23 protein-coding genes are annotated in these 26282 nt (G+C 60.0%); 9 read left to right on the top strand and 14 right to left on the bottom strand.

The features are described 5' to 3' along the window. Positions 1-260 precede the first annotated feature (260 nt). Positions 261-1577, top strand: a complete 1317-nt coding sequence (locus KBP52_RS13130) for an MFS transporter (RefSeq protein WP_116028694.1) — start codon at positions 261-263, stop codon at positions 1575-1577. Positions 1578-1680: 103 nt separating this feature from the next. On the opposite strand, the gene purT is transcribed toward KBP52_RS13130, so the two are convergent. The 5 genes from purT to KBP52_RS13155 form a co-directional block, all read right to left on the bottom strand. Then, complete coding sequence (gene purT, locus KBP52_RS13135; protein ID WP_016986367.1) at positions 1681-2862, bottom strand: formate-dependent phosphoribosylglycinamide formyltransferase; 1182 nt, start codon at positions 2860-2862, stop codon at positions 1681-1683. Between the two features lie 100 nt (positions 2863-2962). Then, entirely contained in the window at positions 2963-3430 is a 468-nt protein-coding gene (locus KBP52_RS13140) for a VUT family protein (RefSeq protein WP_212622906.1), read from the bottom strand. 323 nt (positions 3431-3753) lie between these two features. After that, positions 3754-3963, bottom strand: a complete 210-nt coding sequence (locus tag KBP52_RS13145) for a DUF1289 domain-containing protein (RefSeq protein ID WP_212622907.1) — start codon at positions 3961-3963, stop codon at positions 3754-3756. After that, positions 3960-4484 (bottom strand): gamma carbonic anhydrase family protein, encoded by a 525-nt coding sequence (locus tag KBP52_RS13150; protein ID WP_212622908.1) that lies wholly within the window; start codon positions 4482-4484, stop codon positions 3960-3962. The genes KBP52_RS13145 and KBP52_RS13150 overlap by 4 nt, the downstream gene beginning before the upstream one ends. Positions 4485-4531: 47 nt before the next feature. Continuing rightward, the gene (locus tag KBP52_RS13155) at positions 4532-5131 is read right to left on the bottom strand and encodes a CoA pyrophosphatase (protein ID WP_077571253.1); all 600 of its coding nucleotides are present in this window, start codon (positions 5129-5131) and stop codon (positions 4532-4534) included. Positions 5132-5278: 147 nt separating this feature from the next. Here KBP52_RS13155 and KBP52_RS13160 point away from each other — a divergent pair, with 147 nt between their 5' ends. The 7 genes from KBP52_RS13160 to nagE all read left to right on the top strand — a co-directional run bounded on the left by KBP52_RS13160 (position 5279) and on the right by nagE (position 14017). After that, the gene (locus KBP52_RS13160; protein ID WP_077571252.1) at positions 5279-5830 is read left to right on the top strand and encodes an NUDIX hydrolase; all 552 of its coding nucleotides are present in this window, start codon (positions 5279-5281) and stop codon (positions 5828-5830) included. Between the two features lie 87 nt (positions 5831-5917). Then, complete coding sequence (locus tag KBP52_RS13165) at positions 5918-6433, top strand: L,D-transpeptidase family protein (RefSeq protein WP_077571251.1); 516 nt, start codon at positions 5918-5920, stop codon at positions 6431-6433. A gap of 283 nt (positions 6434-6716) precedes the next feature. After that, positions 6717-7448 (top strand): GntR family transcriptional regulator, encoded by a 732-nt coding sequence (locus tag KBP52_RS13170; RefSeq protein WP_077571250.1) that lies wholly within the window; start codon positions 6717-6719, stop codon positions 7446-7448. 40 nt (positions 7449-7488) lie between these two features. Beyond that, complete coding sequence (nagA, locus tag KBP52_RS13175; protein WP_212622909.1) at positions 7489-8595, top strand: N-acetylglucosamine-6-phosphate deacetylase; 1107 nt, start codon at positions 7489-7491, stop codon at positions 8593-8595. After that, positions 8576-9598, top strand: a complete 1023-nt coding sequence (locus KBP52_RS13180; protein ID WP_212622910.1) for an SIS domain-containing protein — start codon at positions 8576-8578, stop codon at positions 9596-9598. The genes nagA and KBP52_RS13180 overlap by 20 nt, the downstream gene beginning before the upstream one ends. A gap of 136 nt (positions 9599-9734) precedes the next feature. Further along, positions 9735-12248 (top strand): phosphoenolpyruvate--protein phosphotransferase, encoded by a 2514-nt coding sequence (gene ptsP, locus KBP52_RS13185; RefSeq protein WP_212622911.1) that lies wholly within the window; start codon positions 9735-9737, stop codon positions 12246-12248. Between the two features lie 23 nt (positions 12249-12271). Continuing rightward, positions 12272-14017 (top strand): N-acetylglucosamine-specific PTS transporter subunit IIBC, encoded by a 1746-nt coding sequence (nagE, locus tag KBP52_RS13190; protein ID WP_212622912.1) that lies wholly within the window; start codon positions 12272-12274, stop codon positions 14015-14017. Positions 14018-14065: 48 nt separating this feature from the next. Here the strand turns inward: nagE and KBP52_RS13195 are convergent, their stop codons facing one another. The 4 genes from KBP52_RS13195 to purL form a co-directional block, all read right to left on the bottom strand. Then, positions 14066-14365, bottom strand: coding sequence for a hypothetical protein (locus tag KBP52_RS13195; RefSeq protein WP_212622913.1), 300 nt, complete (start codon positions 14363-14365; stop codon positions 14066-14068). Between the two features lie 225 nt (positions 14366-14590). Continuing rightward, positions 14591-14950: a DUF6124 family protein gene (locus tag KBP52_RS13200; protein ID WP_175555268.1), complete on the bottom strand. Its 360-nt coding sequence runs from the start codon at positions 14948-14950 to the stop codon at positions 14591-14593. Between the two features lie 990 nt (positions 14951-15940). Then, positions 15941-16252 carry a YqfO family protein gene (locus KBP52_RS13205; protein ID WP_116028684.1) on the bottom strand — a complete coding sequence of 104 codons (312 nt, stop codon included), beginning with the start codon at positions 16250-16252 and terminating at the stop codon, positions 15941-15943. 5 nt (positions 16253-16257) lie between these two features. After that, complete coding sequence (purL, locus tag KBP52_RS13210) at positions 16258-20154, bottom strand: phosphoribosylformylglycinamidine synthase (RefSeq protein ID WP_212622914.1); 3897 nt, start codon at positions 20152-20154, stop codon at positions 16258-16260. Between the two features lie 285 nt (positions 20155-20439). On the opposite strand from purL, the gene mltF reads away from it, so the two are divergent. Further along, a complete protein-coding gene (gene mltF / locus KBP52_RS13215) occupies positions 20440-21900 on the top strand; it encodes a membrane-bound lytic murein transglycosylase MltF (RefSeq protein WP_212622915.1) in 1461 nt (486 codons plus the stop codon). A 127-nt stretch (positions 21901-22027) separates the two neighbouring features. Here the strand turns inward: mltF and pdxJ are convergent, their stop codons facing one another. The 5 genes from pdxJ to lepB all read right to left on the bottom strand — a co-directional run bounded on the left by pdxJ (position 22028) and on the right by lepB (position 26282). Further along, the gene (pdxJ, locus tag KBP52_RS13220; protein ID WP_038357694.1) at positions 22028-22771 is read right to left on the bottom strand and encodes a pyridoxine 5'-phosphate synthase; all 744 of its coding nucleotides are present in this window, start codon (positions 22769-22771) and stop codon (positions 22028-22030) included. A 47-nt stretch (positions 22772-22818) separates the two neighbouring features. After that, a complete protein-coding gene (gene recO / locus KBP52_RS13225) occupies positions 22819-23508 on the bottom strand; it encodes a DNA repair protein RecO (protein WP_116028683.1) in 690 nt (229 codons plus the stop codon). Between the two features lie 165 nt (positions 23509-23673). Beyond that, positions 23674-24576, bottom strand: coding sequence for a GTPase Era (era, locus tag KBP52_RS13230; protein ID WP_016771562.1), 903 nt, complete (start codon positions 24574-24576; stop codon positions 23674-23676). After that, positions 24569-25258 (bottom strand): ribonuclease III, encoded by a 690-nt coding sequence (rnc, locus tag KBP52_RS13235; protein ID WP_016986099.1) that lies wholly within the window; start codon positions 25256-25258, stop codon positions 24569-24571. Before rnc ends, era begins: the two co-directional genes overlap by 8 nt. Before the next feature lie 169 nt (positions 25259-25427). After that, on the bottom strand, positions 25428-26282 hold the full coding sequence (gene lepB / locus KBP52_RS13240; protein WP_007909027.1) for a signal peptidase I: 855 nt from the start codon (positions 26280-26282) through the stop codon (positions 25428-25430).

Raw genomic sequence — 26282 nt, forward strand, 5'->3', positions numbered from 1 at the left:
AAAGATCGCAGCCTTCGGCAGCTCCTACCCTGCGATCTTTGCTCTTGTTTGATTGTTAGCCCCCTTCCTATAATCGAATCAGCTTACCCAAGCCCCGCCAAACCGCGTGCTTACCCCGCACACAACAGGTTTCGGCTATTTCCGCTGTACTCCGGCGACTGTTCCTACCTGCAACAGCGACCGCGCCTCATCCCACATCCCTGGGTGTTCGACCATAATAATTCGCTCCAACGGAGCTCATGACTGTCAGGGATCACCGCATGACAACCAGTACCGCTATCAGCGACACCACCCCTGCCCAACCGACCAACTCCGCCACCCGCGTGGCGACGGCGAGTTTTATCGGCACCGCGATCGAGTTCTACGACTTCTATGTTTACGCCACCGCGGCTGCGCTGGTGATCGGGCCGGTGTTCTTCCCACAGACATCCGGCACCGCACAGATGCTTTCGGCGTTTCTGACCTTTGGCATCGCCTTCCTCGCCCGACCGCTGGGCTCGGCACTGTTCGGCCATTTCGGTGACCGCATCGGGCGCAAATCGACGCTGGTCGCTTCACTGCTATTGATGGGCGTGTGTACGACGCTGATTGGCGTGCTGCCGGGTTACGCCACCATCGGGGCCTGGGCGCCGATTCTGTTATGTGTGCTGCGCTTCGGTCAGGGCCTGGGATTGGGTGGCGAATGGGGCGGTGCCGCCCTGCTCGCCACGGAAAACGCGCCGAAAGGCAAACGTGCCTGGTTCGGCATGTTCCCGCAGCTCGGCCCTTCGATTGGTTTTCTCGCCGCCAACGGTTTGTTTCTGACCTTGGCCATGACGCTCGATGATGAGCAGTTCCGCAGCTGGGGCTGGCGTATTCCGTTTCTGCTCAGCGCCGTTCTGGTCATGGTGGGCCTGTATGTGCGCCTGAAACTCCACGAAACCCCGGTCTTCGCCAACGCCATCGCGCGTCAGGAGCGGGTGAAAGTGCCGCTGGTTGAGCTGTTCAGCCAGTATTGGGCACCGACCTTGTTGGGCGCGGCGGCGATGGTGGTCTGCTATGCGCTGTTCTATATCTCGACGGTGTTTTCCCTGAGTTATGGGGTGTCCACGCTGGGCTATAGCCGCGAGACATTCTTGGGATTGCTGTGCTTTGCCGTGCTGTTCATGGCCGCCGCGACGCCACTGTCGGCGTGGGCCAGCGACCGTTATGGACGCAAACCGGTGCTGCTCATCGGTGGTGTGCTGGCGGTTCTTTCCGGGTTTCTGATGGAGCCGTTGCTGACGCAGGGTTCGACCTGGGGCGTGGCGCTGTTTCTGTGTATCGAGTTGTTTTTGATGGGCGTGACGTTTGCACCGATGGGCGCATTGTTGCCGGAGCTGTTTCCGACCCACGTGCGTTATACCGGTGCTTCGGCGGCGTATAACCTGGGCGGGATTGTCGGAGCCTCGGCGGCGCCGTTCTTTGCGCAGAAGCTGGTAGCAATGGGTGGTTTGAGTTATGTCGGCGGGTATGTGTCGGCGGCGGCGGTGCTGAGTTTGATTGCGGTGCTGTGTCTGAAAGAGACGAGGGATAACGATCTGAATCGGGTTGCCTGACAGAAGATCAAAAGCTTCGCGAGCAGGCTCGCTCCCACATTAGGTCTGTGACATACACAGAACCCTGTGGGAGCGAGCCTGCTCGCGAATGCCGCGACTCGGTTTACAGCTCTACAACAACAGCCTGAGCAGCACGAGTCGCCTTGGCACGAGCAGCCTCGATCGACTCATCCCGCGCCAACGCCACGCCCATGCGGCGCTGACCATTCACTTCCGGCTTGCCAAACAGTCGCAACGCTGTGTCCGGCTCGCTCAACGCAGCTCCCAGATTGGCGAACGCCGTCTGAGTCGACTGCCCTTCCACCAGAATCACCGCCGAGGCCGATGGTCCGAACTGACGAATCAGCGGCACCGGCAGGCCCAGAATTGCGCGAGCGTGCAGGGCGAACTGCGACAGATCCTGCGAAATCAGTGTGACCAGGCCGGTGTCATGCGGACGTGGGGAGACCTCGCTGAACCACACCTGATCACCCTTGATGAACAGCTCAACGCCGAACAGACCACGACCACCCAGCGCTTCAGTCACCGCTTTGGCAACACGCTCGGATTCAGCCAGGGCAATCGGGCTCATGGCTTGTGGCTGCCACGATTCCTGATAGTCGCCCTTCTCCTGACGGTGACCGACCGGTGCGCAGAACGTAGTGCCGCCGATGTGGCGCACGGTCAGCAGGGTGATTTCGTAGTCGAAATCGATAAAGCCTTCGATGATCACCCGGCCTTTACCGGCGCGACCGCCCTCCTGTGCGTAATCCCAGGCTTTCTGCACGTCATCGACGCTGCGCAGCAGGCTCTGGCCTTTGCCCGACGAGCTCATCACCGGTTTGACGACGCAGGGGAAACCCAGGTCTTCAACGGCTTTGCTGTAATCCTCGAAGGTGTCGGCAAAGTGGTACGGCGAGGTCGGCAGGTCAAGCTCTTCAGCGGCGAGACGACGGATGCCTTCGCGGTTCATGGTCAATTGCGCAGCGCGCGCGGTCGGGATCACGGTGAAGCCTTCGGCTTCCAGTTCGACCAGGGTGGCGGTGGCGATGGCTTCGATTTCCGGCACGATGAAGTGCGGCTTCTCGGCTTCGATCACCGCACGCAAGGCGGCGCCGTCGAGCATGTTGATCACGTGGCTGCGATGGGCGACTTGCATGGCCGGCGCGTTGGCGTAACGGTCAACGGCGATCACTTCAACGCCCAAGCGTTGCAGCTCGATCACCACTTCCTTGCCCAACTCACCACAGCCACACAGCAATACGCGGGTCGCGGTTGGCGACAATGGAGTTCCGATACGGGTCATCTCAGGTCCTCAAAGAAGCGGATCATCGAGGAAAGCAACGCCAGACGCGCTTTCCATGGGGAGAAAGCGCGGCATTTTACATGAACCTGAGGCTTTGGCTTCAGCCGGCGACGGCCTGTTTGCGCTCACGCCAGGCCATGATCAGCCAGACGACAGTGACGCCGGCGAATTTCGACAGCAGAGCAGTAATGATCACCGGCGGCGTCAGCAAGTCGATCATGCCGAAGAAGATGAAGGTATCAAGAGGAATGCTCAGCGCCGAACTGATCCACAAGCGGTCGCGCAATGGGCGCTTGGTGATGCTGAATACCAGCCAGTCGATGATTTCCGACACCGCGAACGCCGTGGCGCTGGCCAAAGCGATGGAGGGATCGGAGGTTACGTAGGACAGCACCAACGCCGCCAGCATAGCCACCAGCGCACCGTGGCCGAAACGGGTTTGCACCATGTCGCGCAACACGAACACCAAGCCGCCCCAGGCCGACCAGATGATGTCCAGGTGCGGTGCGGTGGAAAAGGCGAAGTTGATCAGCACGACGCTGCTGATGTAGGCGATGAGGAAAATCATGGAGGCGACCTGGCAGATTGGCGCACAGATTACTGGACCCGCAGATCAAGAGCCACCCCCTCACCCCAGCCCTCTCCCCAAGGGGCGAGGGGGAAAGGGAGCAGATCTTCGTTGAATCGACTCCCGAGTTCGACTCGATAACGCAGGTCGGTGTGGCTCGCACAATCTCCCTCTCCTTCAGGCGAGGCGGAAAGGGAGCAGATCGGGGGCGTTTCGAAACCTGAGTTCGACTCGGTATGCCAAGTCGGCGTATAGCGTAAGACACCTCGGTCAGTCCCCTCTCCCCCTGGGAGAGGGTTAGGGTGAGGGCCATCCCAAGCCGATCACAACTTCGAAGGGATCATCCACACCAACCCACTCGCCTTCGCCCGCTCATGACACAACCCCAACACCACCCGGCGCTCGTCGTTGGTCATGCGACCCCAGCGGGTGATTTCCTCGACCGTACGCTGGCAGCCAGTACAGATGTCAGCCTCATCCAGCGCACAAATATTCACGCACGGCGAGGCTACCGGTCTTTCGGGCGTAGTCATTCTTCCTGCTCAACCAGATCGCGCGCATAACGCTGCGAGTTATGCACATAGTGCGCGGCGCTGGCTTCAAGCATTTTTTTCTGCGGATCGGTCAGCTCGCGCACGACCTTGCCCGGCGAGCCCATTACCAGCGAGCCATCCGGAATCTCTTTGCCTTCACCGATCAGCGAATTGGCGCCGATGATGCAGTTCTTGCCGATCTTCGCGCCGTTGAGTATCACTGCATTAATGCCGATCAGGCTGTAATCGCCGACGGTGCAGCCGTGGAGCATGGCGTTATGGCCGATGGTCACGCCGGTACCGATGGTCAGCGGAAAGCCCATATCGGTATGCATCACCGTGCCATCCTGCACATTGCTGTTCTTGCCGATCAGGATCAGTTCGTTATCGCCACGCAGTACGGCGTTGAACCAGACGTTAGCGCCCTCTTCCAGTTTGACCTTGCCCACCAGCACGGCATTGGGGGCGACCCAGCTCTGTGGGTGGGTCTCGACACGGGCGTCGCCCAGGCGGTATTTCATCTTGTTTTCCTCAGGGCTCACGGTGTGATGGCCATTCGAGCGATGGCTTAGGTGTCAATAAAGCTTTTCGGTGGTTGATGCAGACTGATCTTGGCGTCATAGAGCAGATTGATCAACTCGACGATCATGATCGCGGTCAGGCCCCAGATCTTGAAATCGCCGTAGCGATAGCTCGGCACATACCAACTGCGGCCCTGATAGTCGATGCGATGGGTATGCTCGCGAGGGTCTTTACGGAAGAATTCCAGCGGCACGCTGAAGACGGCGGCGATCTCGGCATCGTTGGCGCGGTATTCGACAAAATCGGGAATAACGCCGACATAAGGCGTGACCTTGATGCCGTGCAGGGAGATCAGTGGGCTGAGCGGGCCGATGACTTCGACGAGTCCGGGCGGCAGGCCGATTTCTTCTTCAGCCTCACGCAGCGCGGTAAAGATCAAATCCGGGTCTTCCGGATCGCGGCGCCCACCGGGGAAGGCGACTTCGCCGCCGTGGGTCGAGAGCCCGCTGGCACGCAAGGTCAGCACCAGTTCCGGTTGGTCACTGCGGGTGATCGGCACCAGAACGGCGGCCTCGGGGAAACGTGTGTCGGTCTCCAGCGTGCGCGGTGTGTGGTTGCTTACCCTATGCAGTAGCTCGTCCAGCATGAGTGTTCTCGATCAGTGCCTTACCCTGCATCATGCACCAATCATTGCGAGCGCCCAAGCCCCCGAAACCCGTCGTGTCGCGAAACGACAACTTGCCGACCGACACCGCTGCACGCCAAGATAGGCGCAGCATTCAGGAAGCCCAGCATGAAATTTTGCAGCCACTGCGGTAACCCGGTCACCCAGCGCATTCCCGAAGGCGATTCGCGGCTGCGATTTGTCTGTGACAGCTGTCAGACCATTCACTATCAGAACCCCAATATCGTTGCCGGTTGCGTGCCGACCTGGGGCACCAAAGTATTGCTCTGCCGCCGCGCCATCGAGCCGCGCCTCGGTTACTGGACGCTGCCTGCCGGTTTCATGGAAAACGGCGAGACCATCGAGCAGGCCGCCGAGCGCGAGACTGCCGAAGAAGCCTGCGCCCGGGTGCGCAACCTGAGCATCTATACGCTGATCGATGTGCCGCACATCAGTCAGGTGCATGTGTTCTTCCGTGCCGAGCTGGTCGATCTGGACTTTGCCGCCGGCCCCGAAAGCCTCGAAGTACAACTATTCGACGAAGCCGACATTCCCTGGGACGAGCTGGCTTTCCGCACGGTGGGGCGTACCTTAGAATGCTTCTTCGCTGATCGGCGTGTTGAGGTGTATCCGGTTCGTTCGGAATCGATTCCGCCGCTCGCTCAGCCTGCCATTACTTGATTTCGTCGCCGGCCAGCCGATAACCCGAGCACGTCTGCACAACACCTATAAATCATGTATCTGCTTCATTCCTGGGGAATCGTTTCAATGCGCTGGTTGCTTGCCCTGTTCTGCCTGTCGTTCGTTACCGTCTCCCAAGCGTCATTCGTGACCACCGTGACGCCTGCGAATACCCCGCTCATCGAGAAAGTCCTGGTACTCAAATCGGCGCATCAACTGCAACTGATCGCCGACGGCAAGCCACTGAAGACCTATCGCATTTCCCTGGGCAAAGGCGCGAAAAAAGGTCCGAAACTGATAGAAGGCGACAAACGCACGCCGGAAGGTTTCTATTGGATCGACTGGCGCAAGACCAGCGACAAATTCAATCTGTCGATGCACATCTCCTACCCGAACATCAGCGATTCGGCCCGCGCCCGACGTGAAGGCGTCGAGCCCGGCGGGATGATCATGATCCACGGCACGCCGGATTCGGAAGAAACCCCGGAAGACCTGTTCCACACCCTGGACTGGACTGACGGCTGCGTCGCCATGCGTAACGTCGACATGCGCGAAGTGTGGAATCTGGTGCCAGACGGCACGATGGTCGAAATCCGCCCTTAACCAGCGACCGCTGGTCACCCGCAAAAAAATAAATCAAAAGATCGCAGCCTGCGGCCGCTCCTACAGAGGTGATACCACTCTCAACTGTAGGCGCTGCCGCAGGCTGCGATCTTTTGTTTTTTACAGGCCACCACTAATACCACTTGAAACCATACCCCCTGAAACCCGCCATCCTACTGGGCCAAAGCCCATTTTCGCGCGCTGACATGGTATTCAAGTGGTATTAATTTCCGCCCCACAAGCGAGCCACAACAATCCTATACTCGCGACGGAAATGCCCTACATGAACGACCTCCATACCCTACGCCCGGACGACTCCCAGCCGACGCCGCTGTACCTGCAGCTGGCGCGCAATCTGGAAGCGGCGATTCATGCCGGGCAGTGGAAGTCCGAGCAGGCGATGCCCTCGGAACGCAACCTCAGCGAGCAACTGGGCATCTCCCGGGTGACTGCGCGCAAGGCGCTGGAAGTCCTCCTCGATCAAGGCTTGATCCGCCGCTTGCAAGGCTCCGGCACCTTCATCACCCCACGCCTCGAACAACCGCTGTCGCGCCTTTCGGGCTTCAGCGAAATGCTCCGCCTCAAGGGCTTCGTACCCAGCTCACACTGGCTGGAACGTGAAATCACCCTACCAACTCACGAAGAACTGATCCGCCTCAGCCTGTCGCCGAACGACAAGGTCGCGCGCATGAAGCGGCTGCGCAAAGCCGATGACACGGTGATGGCCATCGAGATGAGCACGCTGCCCGCCTCGATCATGCCCAAGCCGCAACGGGTCGGCGATTCCCTCTACGAATACCTCGACGGCATCGGCAAGCCGATCGTCCGCGCCCTGCAGCACATCCAGGCGATCAACGCCTCTGACGAGTTCGCCGCGCTGGTCGGCATCGCCCCCGGCACCGCGATGCTGCTGATGACCCGGGTCGGTTATCTGGAAGACAACACACCGATCGAAGTCACCGACACCTATTGCCGCAACGACTACTACGACTTTGTTGCAGAGCTTCGTCGATAAAGAGCTGCGTCGATAAGCGCAGCCACAAGCGAGAACCAAAATGTCCGAAGACAACATCCTCACCGCCAGCGGCTGGATTCGCGGCCGGCTGATCCACGAACACGGCAAAGTCGTGTCGATCGAAGGCGTGCCCTGCGATCCGGCGAGCAATGATTTGCCGTATCTGCTGCCCGGCTTCATCGATTTGCACGTCCACGGTGGTGGCGGCAAAGACATCATGGAAGGCGCCAGCGCTTTCGAAACCATCACCAGAACCCACGTGCGTTTCGGTACCACTTCGCTGCTGGCCACCACCATGACCGCGCCGAGCGCTGAGATCTCCAGCGTCCTGAAGGAAGTAGGAGAGTTCTGCGAACAGCGTACGAAAGGTGCCGCGCGCGTCCTCGGCGTCCACCTCGAAGGCCCATACATCAACCCCGGCAAACTCGGTGCCCAACCGAACTTCGCCCACACTGCGTTGATGGCCGAAGTCGAAGAATACCTGGCACTGGCGCCGATCCGGGTGATCACCATCGCCCCGGAAATCGCCGGCCACGACGGTTTGATCCGCGAACTGAGCAGCCGTGGCGTGCGCATGCAGATCGGCCACACCCTTGGCAGTTACGAGGAAGGCGTCGCCGCACTGGATGCCGGCGCGACCAGTTTCACTCACCTTTACAACGCCATGAGCCCGCTGCATCACCGCGAACCGGGCATCGTCGGCGCTGCGCTGGCCCACGCCCAATTCGCCGAGCTGATTCCGGATTTGCTGCACGTGCACCCCGGCGCCATCCGCGTGGCCCTGCGCTCGATCCCGTGCCTGTATTGCGTGACCGATTCGACCGCTGCCGCCGGCATGCCCGACGGTGAATACAAGCTCGGCAGCCACACCGTGACCAAATGCCTGGGCGGCGTGCGCCTGCCCGACGGCACCTTGGCCGGCAGCACTCTGACCATGGATCAGGCCCTGCGCAATCTGGTGAAGATCGGTTTGCCGATCGCCGAAGCCTCGCAGCGCCTGTCGCAATTCCCCGCCGATTACCTCGGCATCACCGAACGCGGGCGCTTGCAACCGGGTGCCTGGGCCGACTGCGTGCGGCTGGATCGCTCACTCACACTGACCGCCGTCATGGTCGAAGGAGAAGACATTGACTTCAAAAATGCTTGAGGAGGCGCTGTCCTCGTTCGAGGCTGTGCAAGCCCAACTGCAACATCTCGACCCGCAAATGATCGAGATCGCCGGGCGCCTGCGCCGTCAGCCGCCGCAAGTGGCGATGACCGTCGCGCGCGGCAGCTCCGACCACGCGGCGAGCTACTTCGCCTACCTGACCATGCAGCAACTGGGCGTGCCGGTGGCGTCGTTGCCGATGTCGGTGGTGACCATGCAGCAGGCTCCATTGAAGGTCAGCGGTCAGGTTGCGTTCGCGTTTTCGCAATCGGGGCAGAGCCCGGATCTGGTCAACAGCCTGCGCCTGTTGCGCAAGCGTGGCGCGCTGAGCGTGTCGATGGTCAACGCCGCCGATTCGCCACTGGAAGCGGCGTGTGAATTCAGCGTGCCGCTGCTCGCCGGCACTGAAAGCAGCGTCGCCGCGACCAAGAGTTTTATCGCCACCCTCAGCGCCAGCGCTCGTTTGATCGCGCACTGGAAAGAGGACAGCGAATTGCTTGAGGCCGGTAACGCCCTGCCCGAAGGCCTGCGCGAAGCGGCGAAACAGGACTGGAGCGTGGCCATTGAAGCCCTGCGCGATTGCGAGCGCTTGATGGTCATTGGTCGTGGTGCCGGTTTCGCCATCGCTCAAGAGGCGGCGCTGAAATTCAAGGAAACCTCGGCGATTCAGGCCGAAGCGTTCAGCAGCGCCGAAGTGCGTCACGGCCCGATGGCCCTGATCGATGAACATTATCCGTTGCTGGTTTTCGCCCCACGCGGCGCAGAGCAGGCTGGCCTTCTGAGTCTCGCGGCAGAAATGCGTCAACGCGGCGCCCGTGTGTTGTTGGCCGCGCCGGATGACGTCAGCGAACGCGATCTGACCCTGACCCGCGCCGAACATCCGGTCCTCGATCCGATTCTGGCGATCCAGAGCTTCTACGTGATGGCCGCCGGTTTGGCCGTGGCCCGCGGCATGGACCCGGATCAGCCGCGCCACTTGAGCAAAGTGACCCGCACGCACTAATTGAAGCAAACCTGTAGGAGCTGCCGAAGGCTGCGATCTTTTGATTTTGATCCAAAAAACAAGATCAAAAGATCGCAGCCTTCGGCAGCGCCTACAGGGGACATCGAACCCGAGATTTAACCGATGAGACCGAGCCATGCACAACAACAATAAAGAGCTGACCCTCAGCGCCCCGCTCAGCGGCCCGGTGCTCACGCTCGCCAAAGTCCCGGACGCGGTGTTCGCCAGCGGCGCGATGGGCGACGGCATTGCCATCGACCCGATCAACGACACCCTGTACTCGCCGTGCGCCGGGGTGATCATTCACGTCGCGCGCACCGGCCATGCACTCACTGTGCGTGCCGACAACGGCGCGGAAATCCTCCTGCACCTGGGGCTCGACACCGTTGAGTTGAACGGCGAAGGCTTCTCGATGCTGGTCAAGGATGGCACGCGTGTCAGCAAGGGCCAGCCGTTGTTGCGCTATGACCTCGACAAGGTCGGCCAACAGTGCAAAAGCCTCGTCAGCTTGTTGATCCTGACCAACAGCCAGGATTTCCAGGTACGGCCGATCACGCTCAAAGCGGTGAAAGTTGGTGAGCCGTTACTGCATATTGTGGCGCGCAACAGCTCGGCGGCGAATTTTGCAGACGTGAGCGGGCCAGAGGTTCATGGCCATGTTCTGGTGGCGCATCGCGGTGGTTTGCATGCACGCCCGGCCGCGTTGATTCGGCAGACTGCGCAAGGTTTCAAGAGCCAGTCACAGCTGCACTTCGCCGGCAAATCGGCGCCGTGCAACAGTCTGATCGGTCTGATGGGCCTGGCGGTTGGCGAGCAGGATGAAGTGCAGGTCAGCTGTCAGGGGCCGGATGCCGAAGCGGCGTTGCAAGCATTGCTCACAGCATTGGCCACGGCGCTCCCGGATGATCATCACGCTGCGCCGCCGGTCAATGTTGCCGCTATTAAACGCCCGGCCGAAGCTGGCGTATTACACGGTGTCTGCGCTGCGCCAGGACTGGTCGGCGGGCCGCTGTTTCGTTTGAACGCGATCAGTTTGCCAACGGATGCGGGCAATCATGATCCGCTGCAGCAACAGCAGGTGCTCGACGCTGCACTGACTCAGGTACGCAATGAAATCGACGGCACCCTTGTTCAAGCGAAAAAACACAAGAATGCCGATGAAGAAGCGATCTTTGCCGCGCATCTGGCACTGCTCGAAGACCCGGCGCTGCTCGACGCTGCACAGCAATCCATCGAGCGAGGTTCTGCGGCGACTCACGCCTGGAGCCAGTCGATCAATGTGCAATGCGAAGTATTGCAACACACCGGCAGCCCGCTGCTGGCCGAGCGCGCCAATGATCTGCGCGACCTCAAGCAACGCGTGCTGCGCGCGTTGCTCGGCGAAGCGTGGAATTACGATGTACCCGCCGGTGCCATCGTTGCTGCACATGAATTGACGCCGTCGGATCTGCTGCAACTCAGCGCGCAAGGTGTCGCCGGGTTGTGCATGGCCGCGGGTGGCGCGACTTCACACGTGGCGATTCTCGCTCGCGGCAAAGGACTGCCGTGCATGGTGGCGCTGGGTTCGGCATTGCTTGATCAGCCGCAAGGTCATTCGGTGGTGCTCGATGCTGACGGTGGACGTCTCGAACTGACACCGAATGCCGATCGTCTGGCTGAAGTTCAACAGATGCAAATTGATCGCCAGCAACGTCGCGACGCGCAGCAGGCCAAAGCTCACCTGCCAGCCGAAACGCGAAATGGCGTGCACATCGAAGTCGTCGCCAATGTCGCTTCCAGCGGTGAAGCGGCAGATGCCTTTGCCAACGGTGCCGATGGTGTCGGCCTGCTGCGCACCGAGTTTTTATTCGTTGATCGTCAGACCGCTCCGGACGTCGAAGAGCAACGCAGCGCCTATCAAGCCGTGATCGATGCGATGGGCAACAAGTCAGTGATCATCCGCACCATCGACGTCGGCGGCGACAAACAACTCGACTACCTGCCGCTGCCTATCGAAGCCAACCCGGTGCTCGGCCTGCGCGGCATTCGCCTGGCTCAGGCGCGTCCGGAAATCCTCGACCTGCAACTGCGCGCGCTGCTGCAAGTCAGCCCGCTGCGCCGCTGCCGGATCCTGCTGCCGATGGTCACCGAAGTGGATGAGCTGCTGCACATCCGCCAACGCGTCGATGCGTTGTGCATCGAACTGGGTGTGACTCAGCGCCCGGAAATCGGCGTGATGATCGAAGTCCCCGCCGCCGCGCTGCAAGCCGAACAACTCGCCGAACATGCCGACTTCCTCTCGATCGGCACCAACGATCTGTCGCAATACACCTTGGCCATGGACCGCGATCACTCAGGTCTGGCCGCCCGCGTCGACGCCCTGCACCCGGCGCTACTGCGCCTGATCGCCATGACCTGCGAAGGTGCAGCGGTGCACAAGCGTTGGGTCGGCGTCTGCGGTGCCCTCGCCTCTGATCCGCTGGCCACACCCGTGTTGATCGGCTTGGGCGTTACCGAACTGTCGGTCAGCCCGGTGCAGATCGGTGAAATCAAGGATCGCGTGCGCCAGGTGCACGAAGCCGAGTGCCAGCGCCTCAGCCGCGACCTGCTCAAGCTGAGCAGCGCCGCCGCCGTACGTCACGCCTGCCATCAACACTGGCCTCTGCGCTAATAACAACAAGAAGGAGAACCGCCATGTATCAACTCTTTATCGAAGGCCTGCAACGCCTTGGCCGCGCGCTGATGCTGCCGATCGCGATCCTGCCGATTGCCGGTCTGCTGCTGCGCCTGGGTGACACCGACCTGCTGAACATCGCGATCATTCACGATGCCGGCCAGGTGATCTTCGCCAACCTGGCAATGATCTTCGCCATCGGCATCGCCGTCGGTTTCGCCAAGGACAACAACGGCACCGCCGGCCTCGCCGGGGTGATCGGTTATCTGGTGATGATCTCCACGCTGAAGGTGCTCGACGCGAGCATCAACATGGGCATGCTCGCCGGCATTGTCAGCGGCCTGATGGCCGGCGCGCTGTACAACCGCTTCAAGGACATCAAGCTGCCGGAATACCTGGCGTTCTTCGGTGGCCGGCGGTTTGTGCCGATTGTCACCGGGTTCGCGGCGGTCGGCCTCGGTGTCGTGTTCGGTTATATCTGGCCGCCGATCCAGCACGGCATCAACGCGTTTGGTGCGCTGATGATGGAAAGCGGCAGTATCGGCGCGTTCGTGTTTGGTGTGTTCAACCGCCTGTTGATCGTCACCGGCCTGCACCACATCCTCAACAACATGGCGTGGTTTGTGTTCGGCAACTTCACCGACCCAACCACCGGTGCGCTGGTAACCGGCGACCTGTCGCGCTACTTCGCCGGCGATCCGAAGGGCGGCCAGTTCATGACCGGCATGTTCCCGATGATGATCTTCGGCTTGCCGGCGGCGTGTCTGGCGATGTACCGCAATGCCCTGCCGGAACGCCGCAAGGTGATGGGCGGGATTTTCCTGTCGATGGCATTGACGTCGTTCTTGACCGGGGTGACTGAGCCAATCGAATTTGCCTTCATGTTTTTGGCGCCTCAGTTGTATCTGCTGCATGCGCTGCTGACCGGGTTGTCGATGGCGATTACCAATGCGTTGAACATCCACCTCGGCTTCACCTTCTCCGGCGGTTTCATCGACATGGTGCTGGGTTGGGGTCGTTCCACCAATGGCTGGCTGGTGATTCCAGTCGGGCTGGCCTATGCCGTGGTGTATTACGCGGTGTTTGATTTCTGTATTCGTCGCTTCAATCTGAAGACGCCGGGGCGCGAGGATGTAGCGGTCAGTGAAAAAGCCGTACTGACTGAGAACGAACGCGCCGGTGCTTACATCAAGGCATTGGGTGGCGCTGAAAATCTACTGACGGTCGGCGCCTGCACTACGCGGTTGCGCTTGGAAATGGTCGATCGCAACAAGGCGTCCGATGCTGATTTGAAAGCGTTGGGTGCGATGGCGGTTGTGCGTCCGGGCAAGGGTGGAAGTTTGCAGGTGGTTGTCGGGCCGATGGCGGACAGTATTGCGGATGAGATTCGCCTCGCCATGCCTTCACTGGGGCGTGCGGTTCTGGTTGAAACCGCTGTTGTTGCTGTTGAGCCGAAAGTTGTTGCCGTTGCCGGTTCCGAGGCACAGCAATGGCTGAACGCGTTGGGCGGCGGCGACAATGTGCTGCAACTGGATTGCATTGCGATGACGCGGATTCGCCTGCAATTGGCGGATGGTAAGGCGTTGTCTGAGGCGCAATTGAAAGAGCTGGGTTGTCACGGTGTCAGCCAGTTGGACGGTGGGGTCTGGCATTTGCTGGTGGGGGATAAGGCGGCGAGTTTGAGTGAAGCACTTGAGGTTCTGCTCAATCGCACTGAGGTAAGTGCGAAAGCTTTACCCTCAGTAAAAACCCAACAGTCTTACTGACCCATGAAAAGCCGCCGGGCTATCAAGCCCTGCGGCTTTTTTATCGGGTCACTTCGCTGCAACAACGGTAAAATTACGAGTTGGTGAAATACCAGCGTTTGCTTTGGCCGTAATCGAATGAGCACCCAGCGCCAGCCCTGTCAGGAGCAGAGTCCAGCCTCCTGCACCACTGGCGACGACTTGCCCCTTCGGAACACCAGCATCCAGGATTTCAACGTTTTCTCCAGCAGCTGCAAACCCGCTCAAGTGCACAGAAGTTGCCGAGGTGGCGCCACCGTTGGGAATCTCTACGCCCTTTTCGTCTTTCACAGTGGTGATGACTGGCACAACATTTTTTTCAGTAGACATAGCCAAGTTCCTTCTTACCCGTTTTGGATGGAAGGCTTATCTGACAGGAGTTGGAGGTATCGCACCACTGTCAGAAATTACAGGTCAAGGGCTGTTTCCGATGAGCGGTCAATACCACCTCTGCCACTGAGTTGAGCCGCGAACGTCAATCTCCAAAGTCATGCGCTTGAGCAGGCTCGCCCCTATCCCAATGGGGCCAGCCTGTTTGCGATGTACCCGTATGGATCAGGTTTGCGGGTCTACCCGATCCAATGCGCGATTTACCGCCAGTTCGGCGAGCATGACGATTTGCTGGATACCTAATACGGTGCTGCGCTGAGAACCGTTTAGCTCATTGGCGAAGTTGCCGGCCGCGGTACTTGCAGAGGCTAAGGACTCGCAAGCGTGGGCGAGCAGGCTTTCAGTGTCGACCTGCGGACAGACCATGAACATGGTGCTAGGCCGGCGTGGCTTTGCGGGTTCGGGGCACAGGTAGAAGTCGAGCGCGCGCTTGATGGCTTCGCGGTTTCGGGCCTGGTCTTCGGCGCGGAGGGCTTCTTCGAGTGGGGTTTTGGTTTCGGGTGGATCGGGTACGGGCTTAGTCATTGCAATGATCTCTAATCAATGATTGAGCCATCACTGGTCGTTTCTCACGCGACGAAGAGGTGGCAGCTATGTGCGGAGTGAGAAACCGGTAAGAGATCAACCCGGCCGAACCGAAGTCCGCCCGCACACAGCCGCCATAGAACATCACCAGCAGCAAATGAGCTGGCGGCGATTATGGTGCTACTGACGTTTGATTAAAACCTCTTACCGGGTTCTCACACCCGATCACCGATTCGCGGTGACAGCCAAAGACTAGAGACCGCACGTCCGACGGACAACCTGAAAACCTTGTGGGAAGGTTCTGGCTATTCGACACATCATTAAACAGCCAAAAGCAAACCCTCACCCTAGCCCTCTCCCAGAGGGAGAGGGGACTGACCGGGGGGGGGGTGGATGTTCGCCGACGTGAAATACCGAGTCGAATTCAGATCCTGAAAAGCCCACAAATCGGCTCCCTCTCCCTCGGGAGAGGGCTGGGGTGAGGGGCAGCTCCAACACAAATCAAAAGCCGAACACCCCGTGCTCTTCACCACTCAACAGGATGAGCGTTAGCTCGGCTGCAGCTCTTGATCTTGATCCACCGGCCCCGTCGGCAGGCTGAGTGGAGGGATTTATCCGGGGGTGGGAGCGCAGCGACCGTTTGGCGCAGCCAAATGCATCGAGAGGAGGTGCAGCGAAGCAAACCGTAGGCGATGCGCCCGGATAGATCCCGGAGCGAAGGAACCCCGAGCTTTAGCGAGTGGGCCGAACGTTGGGGCAAGCCTTTTCGGTTACCTTTTCGGCGTTTGGAAAAGGTGACCCGCCGTAAGGGCGGAACCGCCAGCCGCAGCCCCCGAAGAAACGGATATTCACTCAGTCAGCCAGAGCATGGTCGCCTGTCAGGGCGCCATCGCGAGCAGACTCACTCCTACAGAAAAGCAAATCGCAGGCAACAAAAAACCCGCAGACAATCACTCATCTGCGGGTTTCCTGTTTCAGCAGCAAGAAAGATCAGAAATCTTCCAGCCGCCACACTTCATAAGCCGGTGTCTCGTACGGATGACTGAGCTTCAACGCCGCCACAACAGCAACGATCAACTCATCCGCCACCACAAGCTCAACCTTCCACTCCTCAACCCGCTCAACCTGCCCCGTCTCACCAATGAACGGCTGACTCCCGTCCAAAGGTCGAAACTGACCAGATCCAAGCACCTGCCAAGCACAGTGGTCATAGTCACCGATCCGCCCACCACCCGCAGCGAACACAGCCCCTTTGACCACCTCGACATGACTGTCAGGAACAAAAAAAGCGAGCTTGTACACAGGCCTTAGTTAACCCACACACGCGCATTACGGAACATACGCATCCAAGGTGCGTCCTCGTTCCAGTCTTCCGAACGCCACGAGTTCTGCACCGCGCGGAACACACGCTCCGGGTGCGGCATCATGATCGTCACACGGCCATCACGGCTGGTGAGACCGGTAATCCCGCGCGGCGAACCGTTCGGGTTGGCCGGATAACGCTCGGTGACCTTGCCATGGTTGTCGACGAAGCGCATCGCCACGCAACCCGACAGATCGGCTTCCAGCAGTGCTTCTTCGCTGGAGAACTCGGCGTGACCTTCACCGTGAGCGATGGCGATCGGCATACGCGAACCGGCCATGCCTTGCAGGAAGATCGAGTTCGATTCCTGGATCTGCACCATCGCCACGCGCGCTTCGAACTGCTCGGAGCGGTTGCGCACGAAGTGCGGCCAGAACTCGCTGCCCGGGATCAGCTCATGCAGGTTGGACATCATCTGGCAACCGTTGCACACGCCGAGGGTGAAGCTGTCGTTACGCTCGAAGAAGCCCTGGAACGCATCGCGGGCGCGGCTGTTGAACAGCGCCGACTTGGCCCAGCCCTCACCGGCGCCGAGAACGTCGCCATAGGAGAAACCACCGCAGGCCACCAGACCTTTGAACTCGTTCAGGTCGACACGGCCAGCGAGAATGTCGCTCATGTGCACGTCGATCGCGTTGAAACCGGCGCGGTCGAACGCTGCGGCCATTTCCACCTGACCGTTGACGCCCTGCTCACGCAGCACGGCAACCTGTGGGCGGATGCCTTTCTTGATGTAAGGCGCGGCGATGTCCTGGTTGACGTCGTAACTGAGCTTGACGCTCAGGCCCGGGTTGTCTTCTTCCAGCAGCACGTCGAACTCTTGTTCGGCGCAGTCGGCGTTGTCGCGCAGACGCTGGATCTGGTAGCTGGTTTCAGCCCAGGTACGTTGCAACAGACGACGCTGGCCTTCGAACACGGTGTCACCGTTGAAGGTGATGTTGATCTGACCATTGTTGATCGGCTGACCGATCACCGACACGCAGTCGCCCAGACCGGCGGCGCTGAATTGCGCGAGGATGTCTGGCGTGGCGTCCTGACGAACCTGGATCACTGCACCCAGTTCTTCGTTGAACAGAATCGCAGCGATTTCAGCCGAGGACTCGGCAACGCTGTCGAGGTTCAGGCTCAGACCGCAGTGGCCGGCAAAGGCCATTTCCACCACGGAGGTCAGCAGACCACCGTCGGAACGGTCGTGGTAAGCCAGCAGGTGACCGTCGGCGTTGAGGCCCTGGATCACCGCGAAGAAGGCTTTCAGGTCTTCGGCGTCATCGACGTCCGGCGCGTGTTTGCCAAGCTTGCCGTGTGTCTGAGCAAGGATCGAAGCACCCATACGGTTCTGACCGCGACCGAGGTCGATCAGGATCAGGTCGGTGGTGCCCTTGTCCATGCGCAGTTCCGGGGTCAGGGTCTGACGGATGTCAGCCACTGGCGCGAAACCGGTCACGATCAGCGACATCGGCGAGGTCACGGTTTTTTCTTCGCCGTTATCGCTCCAACGGGTGGCCATGGACATCGAGTCCTTGCCCACCGGAATGGTGATGCCCAGCTCAGGGCACAGTTCCATACCGACCGCTTTCACGGTGTCGTACAGACGCGCGTCTTCGCCCGGGTGGCCGGCAGCGGACATCCAGTTCGCCGACAGTTTGATGTCGGAGATCCTGTTGATGCGCGAAGCCGCGATGTTGGTCAGGGTTTCGCCGATAGCCATGCGGCCCGACGCCGGAGCGTCCAGCAATGCCAGCGGAGTACGCTCGCCCATCGCCATCGCTTCACCGGTGTAGACGTCAAAACTGGTGGCGGTGACGGCAACGTCGGCCACCGGAACCTGCCATGGGCCGACCATTTGGTCACGGGCCACGAGGCCGGTGATGGTGCGGTCGCCGATGGTGATCAGGAAGCTTTTGCTCGCCACGGCCGGGTGATGCAGAACGCGCTCGATGGATTCGCTGATGTCGAGGTTCGACGGATCGAAGTCATCGCCCAGTTCCGCTTCGCGAACCACCGAACGGTGCATGCGCGGGGCTTTGCCCAGCAACACTTCCAGTGGCATGTCCACCGGGTTGTTGCCGAAGTGGCTGTCGGTGACGGTCAGTTGCGGCTCGGCAGTGGCTTCACCAACAACGGCAAACGGGCAACGCTCGCGTTCGCAGATCGCCTGGAAGCGCTCGAAGTCTTCCGGGCCGACCGCCAGAACGTAACGTTCCTGGGATTCGTTGGACCAGATTTCGTGCGGGGCCATGCCCGGCTCGTCGTTGGGAATGTTGCGCAGTTCGAAACGGCCACCGCGGTCGCCGTCGTTGACCAGTTCCGGGAAGGCGTTGGACAGACCGCCCGCGCCGACGTCGTGGATGAAGCTGATCGGGTTCTTGTCACCCAGTTGCCAGCAACGGTCGATGACTTCCTGGCAGCGACGCTCCATTTCAGGGTTTTCACGCTGTACGGAAGCGAAGTCGAGATCCGCCGAGCTGGTGCCGGTGGCCATCGAAGAAGCGGCGCCGCCGCCCAGACCGATGAGCATCGCCGGGCCACCGAGGACGATCAGCTTGGAGCCAACGACGATCTCGCCTTTCTTGACGTGTTCTTCGCGGATGTTGCCCATGCCGCCAGCCAACATGATCGGCTTGTGGTAACCGCGAACTTCGTCACCGTGCGGGGTGGTGATCGATTGTTCGAAGGTACGGAAGTAGCCAGTCAGCGCCGGACGACCGAATTCGTTGTTGAACGCGGCGCCGCCGAGCGGGCCTTCGATCATGATGTCCAGCGCGGTGACGATGCGCTCAGGTTTGCCGTACGGCACTTCCCACGGCTGTTCGAAGCCCGGGATCTGCAGGTTCGATACGGTGAAACCGGTCAGACCAGCCTTTGGCTTGGCGCCACGGCCGGTGGCACCTTCGTCACGGATCTCGCCGCCGGAACCGGTCGATGCGCCCGGGAACGGGGCGATCGCGGTCGGGTGGTTGTGGGTTTCAACCTTCATCAGGATGTGCACTGGCTCCTGCACCGCGCCGTACTGGCGGGTTTCAGGATTCGGGAAGAAACGGCCGGCGACGTTGCCGACGATCACCGAGGCGTTGTCCTTATAAGCCGACAGAACGCCTTCGCTGTGCATCACGTAGGTGTTCTTGATCATGCCGAACAGGCTTTTTTCCTGGTTCTCACCATCAATATCCCAACTGGCGTTGAAGATCTTGTGGCGGCAGTGCTCGGAGTTGGCCTGGGCGAACATCATCAGTTCGATGTCGTGCGGGTTGCGCTTCAAGCCGTTGAAGGCGTCGACCAGATAGTCGATTTCGTCTTCAGCCAGGGCCAGGCCCAGCTCGGTGTTGGCTTTTTCCAGCGCGGCGCGACCACCACCGAGGATATCGATTGCGGTCAGCGGCTTCGGCTCGGCGTGGCTGAACAGACCGGCGGCCTGTTCGAGGTTGGCCAGCACGATCTGGGTCATGCGGTCATGCAGCACATCGGCAATCTGCTGGGCTTCGGCTTCGCTGAACTGACCGGCAACGTAGAAGGCGATACCGCGCTCCAGACGCTGGATCTTGCTCAGGCCGCAGTTGCGGGCGATGTCGCTGGCCTTGCTCGACCATGGCGAGATGGTGCCGAAACGCGGCAACACCAGAAACAGACGACCGGTCGGCTCTTGTACCGGAACGCTTGGACCGTACTTCAGAAGGCGCGCTAGCACCTGCTGTTCGTCGCCGGTCAGGACGCCGGTGACTTCGGCGAAGTGAGCGAATTCAGCATACAGGCCACTGACAGCTGGAACCTTCTGGCTCAGTTGCTCAAGGAGTTTGCTGTGGCGAAAGGCAGAAAGGGCAGGAGCGCCGCGCAGGATCAACATCTTCGGGACAGCCTCGGGAAGGGGTGTGCTTTGAGGCCGTGCATTCTAGCCTAAACCGCCCTCAACATCACCCGAAACGCTACGCACGGTTGCACTCGGGTATCAATCTGTGTTTCCGACTTCAGAGTCAGGTAAATCAGCTATTCAGAGGCCGCTTATTTTTACTGTAACAAAAAGCCGTAAAGGCCCGTTTCTGCGGGGTTTAGCTCGGTTTTGTGATCGCTAGCAGACTCGCCCTGCACTGTCGAGATATGGCGCCCGCGGCCGTTTGCGTATACTGCGCAGATGTTTTTCCCAACGGCTTTGCGTCCGCGGTACGCCAAATGGCTGATCGCAACCGGACTCTTCCTGATGCTCGGTGGCTGTGTTGATAAACCCAACACACTCGAGCGCGTAAAGGAGGATGGTGTGCTGCGGGTGATTACCCGTAACAGCCCCGCCACCTACTTTCAGGATCGCAGCGGTGAAACCGGCTTCGAATACGAGCTGGTGAAACGCTTCGCCGACGATTTGGGTGTCGAGCTGAAGATCGAGACCGCCGACAACCTCGATGACCTGTTCGATCAGATCGGCAAGCCGAACGGCCCGGTGCTGGCCGCCGCCGGTCTGGTCAGCAGCGAACAGCGCAAGCAGCAAGTGCGGTTCTCGCACTCCTACCTTGAAGTCACCCCGCAGATCATCTATCGCAATGGCCAGTCGCGGCCGACCGATCCCGGCGATCTGGTCGGCAAGAAGATCATGGTGCTTAAAGGCAGCACTCACGCCGAACAACTGGCGGAGCTGAAAAAGAAATTCCCCGCTATCGAATACGAAGAGTCCGACGCAGTTGAAGTGGTCGACCTGCTGCGCATGGTCGATGAAGGTCAGATTGACCTGACTCTGGTCGATTCCAACGAAGTGGCGATGAATCAGGTGTACTTCACCAATATTCGCGTGGCCTTCGACCTCGGCGATGCGCGCAGCCAGAGCTGGGCGGTTGGCCCGGGCGAAGACAACAGCCTGCTCAACGAGATCAACGCGTATCTGGACAAGGTGCAGAAGAACGGCACCCTGCAACGCCTGAAGGATCGCTACTACGGCCACGTCGATGTCCTCGGTTACATGGGCGCCACGACCTTCGCCCAGCACCTGCAGCAGCGCCTGCCGAAATACGAACAGCACTTCAAGAACTACGCGAAGAAAGAGAAAGTCGACTGGCGCCTGCTGGCGGCCATTGGTTATCAGGAATCGCTGTGGCAGCCGACCGTCACCTCGAAAACCGGCGTGCGCGGGTTGATGATGCTGACCCAGAACACCGCACAGGCAATGGGCGTTTCCAACCGCCTCGATCCGAAGCAAAGCATTATGGGCGGGGCGAAATACCTGGCTTATATGAAGGATCAGCTCGACGATTCGATCAAGGAACCGGATCGCACCTGGTTTGCCCTGGCGGCGTACAACGTCGGCAGCGGCCATCTGGATGACGCGCGCAAGCTGACGGCCAAGGAAGGGTTGAATCCGGACAAATGGCTCGATGTGAAGAAGATCCTGCCGCGCCTGTCGCAGAAGCAGTGGTACAGCAAGACGCGTTATGGCTACGCCCGAGGCGGCGAGCCGGTGCATTTTGTGGCGAACATTCGTCGCTACTACGACATTTTGACCTGGGTGACCCAGCCGCAGCTTGAAGGTGATCAAGTGGCCGAGGGCAATCTACATGTGCCCGGTATCGACAAATCAAAGCCCACTCAAGAACCTGCCCCGCTCTAAAAAACACCCCAAAAATAAATGTGGGAGCGAGCCTGCTCGCGAAGGCGTCGTGTCAGTCGACATCATCTTTGACTGATACCACGCTTTCGCGAGCAGGCTCGCTCCCACAGTTGTTATGCGGTGACCTTTAGTGCTTGGCAGCAGCCAGGATCAGCGCCTTCATTTCCGATACCGCAGACTTGAAGCCAACGAACAACGCATGCGCCACCAGCGCGTGGCCGATGTTCAGTTCGTTGATGCCCTTGATCGCCGCGACGGCTTCAACGTTGTGGTAATGCAAACCGTGACCCGCGTTAACGATCAGGCCTTGGGCCAGACCAAACGCCACACCGTCCGCCACACGCTTCAGTTCTTCAGCCACTTCGGTCGGGGTTTCGGCATCGGCGTAGCGCCCGGTGTGCAGTTCAATCGCAGGCGCACCGACGCGCTTCGACGCAGCAATCTGCCGCTCGTCCGCATCGATGAACAGCGACACTTCGCTGCCGATCTTCGACAGACGCTCGACCGCTGCCTTGATGCGTTCCTCCTGCCCCGCTACATCCAGACCGCCTTCAGTGGTCAGCTCCTGACGGGTTTCCGGGACCAGACAGATGTGCGCAGGACGGATGCGTTCGGCGAACGCCATCATTTCTTCGGTGACGCCCATTTCGAAGTTCATGCGGGTTTGCAGCACGTCCTTGAGCAGCAGAACGTCGCGTTCCTGAATGTGCCGACGGTCTTCACGCAGGTGCACGGTGATGCCATCGGCACCCGCCTCTTCCGCGTCCAGTGCAGCCTTGACCGGGTCCGGGTAGCGCGTGCCACGGGCCTGACGCAGGGTGGCGACGTGGTCGATGTTCACGCCAAGAAGAATGCGATTGCTGGTGGTCACGGATGCGCTCCTGAATTGAGAGATTCGGCGCACAGCATACGGGGTGATCAGGGCTTGCGAAACAGTTCGCGACTGACGAGGGGGCGACCGCCCAGGTGAACGGCCAATGCCTGACGCATCAGGCGCTTGGCCGCGGACAGCGCGCCGGGGGCGGTCCAGTCGGCTTCGGCCATGGCCAATAATTCAACGCCGTTGAACAGGCCGGGTTGCAGCAGGAAGACTCGCTCCAGCCCCGCATCCACTTGCAGGCGATAGAGACCATCTGCCGCGACGGGCTCGCCGTGGATATCGGTGTTCAGGGAAAAACCGTAACCGAGATCGTCCAGCAGTCGCCATTCGAACGAACGTAGCAACGGCTCCAGCGGACGACCTTCAGCCAGTGCCAGCAAGGTTGCAGCGTAGTGATCGAATACGCCCGGATGAGGATCTTCAGCGGGCAGCAGACGGATCAGCAATTCATTGAGATAGAGACCGCTGAACAGCGCCTCGCCGTTGAGCCACGCCGAAGTGCCCGAACTCTCCATGCGCCCAACATTCTTCAGCTCACCCTTGCCACGGAATTCGACTTCCAGCGACACGAACGGCCGCGCCAATGTCCCGGCCTTGCCCCGCGCACTGCGCAACACCGCCCGCAGCCGCCCTTGCGGCGTGAGGAAATCCACCAACGCGCTGGTTTCGCGGTAGGCGCGGGAGTGCAGGACGTAGGCGGGTTGGGCGGGAGGCGGGTTTTGCGACATTGAGTTCTCGATGAAGAAACGCAGATTTACACACAACCCAAAACCACTGTGGGAGCGAGCCTGCTCGCGAAAGCGGAGTGACAGTCAACATCAATGCTGAATGTTACATCCCTTCGCGAGCAGGCTCGCTCCCACAGTGGGTATCGGTGTTCTCTGGAACGCTGATTACAGGTCGCCGTAACCCAGCGAACGCAGCGCGCGCTCGTCGTCGGACCAGCCGCCCTTCACCTTCACCCACAGGTTGAGCATGATCTTGGAGTCGAACAGCAGCTCCATATCCTTGCGCGCTTCGGTGCCGATGCGTTTGATGCGCTCGCCCTTGTCGCCAATGATGATCTTCTTCTGGCCGTCACGTTCAACGAGGATCAAAGCGTGGATGTGCAGGGTCTTGCCCTGCTGCTTGAACTCTTCGATTTCGACGGTGATCTGGTACGGCAGCTCGGCGCCCATCTGGCGCATGATTTTCTCGCGCACCAGTTCAGCGGCGAGGAAACGGCTGCTGCGGTCAGTGATCTGGTCTTCCGGGAAGAAGTGATCGTTCTCCGGCAGATGATCAGCGATAACCTTTTCCAGCGCTTCGAGGTTGTGCCCGTGCTGCGCGGAAATCGGAATGATCTGCGCGTTCGGCAGTTGTTCCTGCAACCAGCTGAGGTGCGGCATCAGCTCGGCTTTGTCTTCGATGCGGTCGGTCTTGTTCAGCGCGACGATCAGCGGGCCGGTCACGTACTGCACGCGCTCGAGAACCATCTGGTCTTCGTCGGTCCACTTGGTGCGATCGACCACGAAGATCACGACGTCGACGTCTTTCAACGCCGCCGAAGCGGTTTTGTTCATGTAACGGTTCAGGGCCTTTTCGCCACCCTTGTGCATACCGGGGGTGTCGACGTAGATCGCCTGCACGTCACCTTCGGTTTTGATCCCGAGCATGTTGTGGCGGGTGGTCTGCGGCTTGCGCGAGGTGATCGCGAGCTTCTGGCCGAGGATGTGGTTGAGCAGCGTCGACTTACCGACGTTGGGACGGCCGACGATGGCAACATAGCCACAGCGAGTTGCGTTTGTATCAGTCATTGCCATTCTCCACGCCCAGGGCAATCAGTGCTGCAGCGGCCGCTACCTGTTCGGCAATACGACGGCTCACCCCCTGACCTCGGCTTTTTTCATTCAGTAAGACAACTTCGCACTCGACGAAGAAGGTTCGGCAGTGCGGCTCGCCCTGGATATCCACCACTTCATAGCGTGGCAGATCGCAACCGCGCGATTGCAGGTGTTCCTGCAGGCGGGTTTTCGGATCCTTGTTGGTGTCGACCAGTGTCAGACCTTCGAACTCGCCAGCCAGCCAGGCCAGCACGCGCTCACGCGCCATGTCCATGCCGGCATCGAGGTAGATCGCACCGATCAACGCTTCGAGGGCGTCGGCCAGAATCGATTCGCGACGGAAACCGCCGCTTTTCAACTCGCCGGAGCCCAGTCGCAGGTAATCGCCAAGGTCGAAACCGCGCGCCAGTACGGCCAGCGTCTCACCTTTTACCAGGCGTGCGCGTAAACGCGACAACTGGCCTTCGCGGGCCAGCGGGAAGCGATCGAACAGCGCCTCGCCAGCGACGAAGTTGAGGATGGCATCACCAAGGAATTCCAGGCGTTCGTTGTTGCGCCCGGCAAAACTGCGGTGCGTCAGGGCCAGCAGCATCAGCTCCTGATCCTTGAAGGTGTAGCCGAGCTGGCGCTCGAGACGGCTTAGAGAAACGCTCACGGTTTACCCACGCTGAGTTCGTGGCTGGATTCCACTGCCATCGCCGGGATGCGGCGCAGGCCTGGGACAATTAACGCTGTGTTCAAAAATTAAATCCTGGCGATTGCGAAGCCGATTGTGCCGGCTCCAGAAATGCATTCGGCGCTGTGGTCAACAGCGCCGTGTGTGATTACTTGATCAGGCCAACCCGCGAGAAATTCGGCAGATGACTGAGTTTCGGTTCCGGCCAGCTCATCCAGACCGCGAAGGCCTTGCCGACGATATTCTGGTCGGGAACCATGCCCAGCAGATCCTTGGGAATGTTTGGATCATCCCAGTAGCGACTGTCATTCGAATTGTCGCGGTTGTCGCCCATCATGAAGTAGTGCCCGGCAGGCACTGTCCACGAGCGATCCGGGGTGGCGCGGTAGCGGCTCATTTCCTTGCGGATCAGATGCTCGGCTGCGCCCAGTTTCTCTTTGTACAGTTCGGCGCTGCCCAGTGTGCCCGGCTCGGCGCCGACCATCTGCTCGGCAATCGACTCGCCATTGACGAACAGACGCTTGTCGGCGGTGTAACGCACCGTGTCACCCGGCAGACCGACCACACGTTTGATGTAGTTGACGTTCGGATCGCTCGGGTAGCGGAACACCATCACATCGCCGCGCTGCGGATCACCGACTTCGATGATTTTCTTGTCGATCACCGGCAGACGGATCCCGTAAGAAAACTTGTTCACCAGAATGAAGTCGCCGACGTCCAGGGTTGGCTTCATGGAGCCCGAAGGGATCTGGAACGGCTCCACGAGGAACGAACGCAGCACCAGCACGATGAACAACACCGGGAAGAACGACTTGCCGTATTCAACCAGCAGCGGTTCTTTGTTCAGTTTTTCAACGACCACCCCGTCAGGCTGGCTGACGCTGCCTTGATAAGAGGCAATGGCAGCACGCCGACGCGGTGCCAGGATCAACAGATCAAGCAACGCCAACAGGCCGCAGACGAACACGGCGATGACCAGCAACAGCGGGAAATTTAGTGACAT

The sequence above is a fragment of the Pseudomonas sp. SCA2728.1_7 genome, assembly GCF_018138145.1.
Lineage (GTDB): Bacteria > Pseudomonadota > Gammaproteobacteria > Pseudomonadales > Pseudomonadaceae > Aquipseudomonas > Aquipseudomonas koreensis_A.

Coding starts and splice junctions, on each gene's coding strand:
- KBP52_RS13130 (WP_116028694.1), top strand. CDS start 261: ATGACAACCAGTACCGCTATCAGCGACACCACCCCTGCCCAACCGACC.
- purT (WP_016986367.1), bottom strand. CDS start 2,862: ATGACCCGTATCGGAACTCCATTGTCGCCAACCGCGACCCGCGTATTG.
- KBP52_RS13140 (WP_212622906.1), bottom strand. CDS start 3,430: ATGATTTTCCTCATCGCCTACATCAGCAGCGTCGTGCTGATCAACTTC.
- KBP52_RS13145 (WP_212622907.1), bottom strand. CDS start 3,963: ATGACTACGCCCGAAAGACCGGTAGCCTCGCCGTGCGTGAATATTTGT.
- KBP52_RS13150 (WP_212622908.1), bottom strand. CDS start 4,484: ATGAAATACCGCCTGGGCGACGCCCGTGTCGAGACCCACCCACAGAGC.
- KBP52_RS13155 (WP_077571253.1), bottom strand. CDS start 5,131: ATGCTGGACGAGCTACTGCATAGGGTAAGCAACCACACACCGCGCACG.
- KBP52_RS13160 (WP_077571252.1), top strand. CDS start 5,279: ATGAAATTTTGCAGCCACTGCGGTAACCCGGTCACCCAGCGCATTCCC.
- KBP52_RS13165 (WP_077571251.1), top strand. CDS start 5,918: ATGCGCTGGTTGCTTGCCCTGTTCTGCCTGTCGTTCGTTACCGTCTCC.
- KBP52_RS13170 (WP_077571250.1), top strand. CDS start 6,717: ATGAACGACCTCCATACCCTACGCCCGGACGACTCCCAGCCGACGCCG.
- nagA (WP_212622909.1), top strand. CDS start 7,489: ATGTCCGAAGACAACATCCTCACCGCCAGCGGCTGGATTCGCGGCCGG.
- ptsP (WP_212622911.1), top strand. CDS start 9,735: ATGCACAACAACAATAAAGAGCTGACCCTCAGCGCCCCGCTCAGCGGC.
- nagE (WP_212622912.1), top strand. CDS start 12,272: ATGTATCAACTCTTTATCGAAGGCCTGCAACGCCTTGGCCGCGCGCTG.
- KBP52_RS13195 (WP_212622913.1), bottom strand. CDS start 14,365: ATGTCTACTGAAAAAAATGTTGTGCCAGTCATCACCACTGTGAAAGAC.
- KBP52_RS13200 (WP_175555268.1), bottom strand. CDS start 14,950: ATGACTAAGCCCGTACCCGATCCACCCGAAACCAAAACCCCACTCGAA.
- purL (WP_212622914.1), bottom strand. CDS start 20,154: ATGTTGATCCTGCGCGGCGCTCCTGCCCTTTCTGCCTTTCGCCACAGC.
- mltF (WP_212622915.1), top strand. CDS start 20,440: ATGTTTTTCCCAACGGCTTTGCGTCCGCGGTACGCCAAATGGCTGATC.
- recO (WP_116028683.1), bottom strand. CDS start 23,508: ATGTCGCAAAACCCGCCTCCCGCCCAACCCGCCTACGTCCTGCACTCC.
- era (WP_016771562.1), bottom strand. CDS start 24,576: ATGACTGATACAAACGCAACTCGCTGTGGCTATGTTGCCATCGTCGGC.
- lepB (WP_007909027.1), bottom strand. CDS start 26,282: ATGTCACTAAATTTCCCGCTGTTGCTGGTCATCGCCGTGTTCGTCTGC.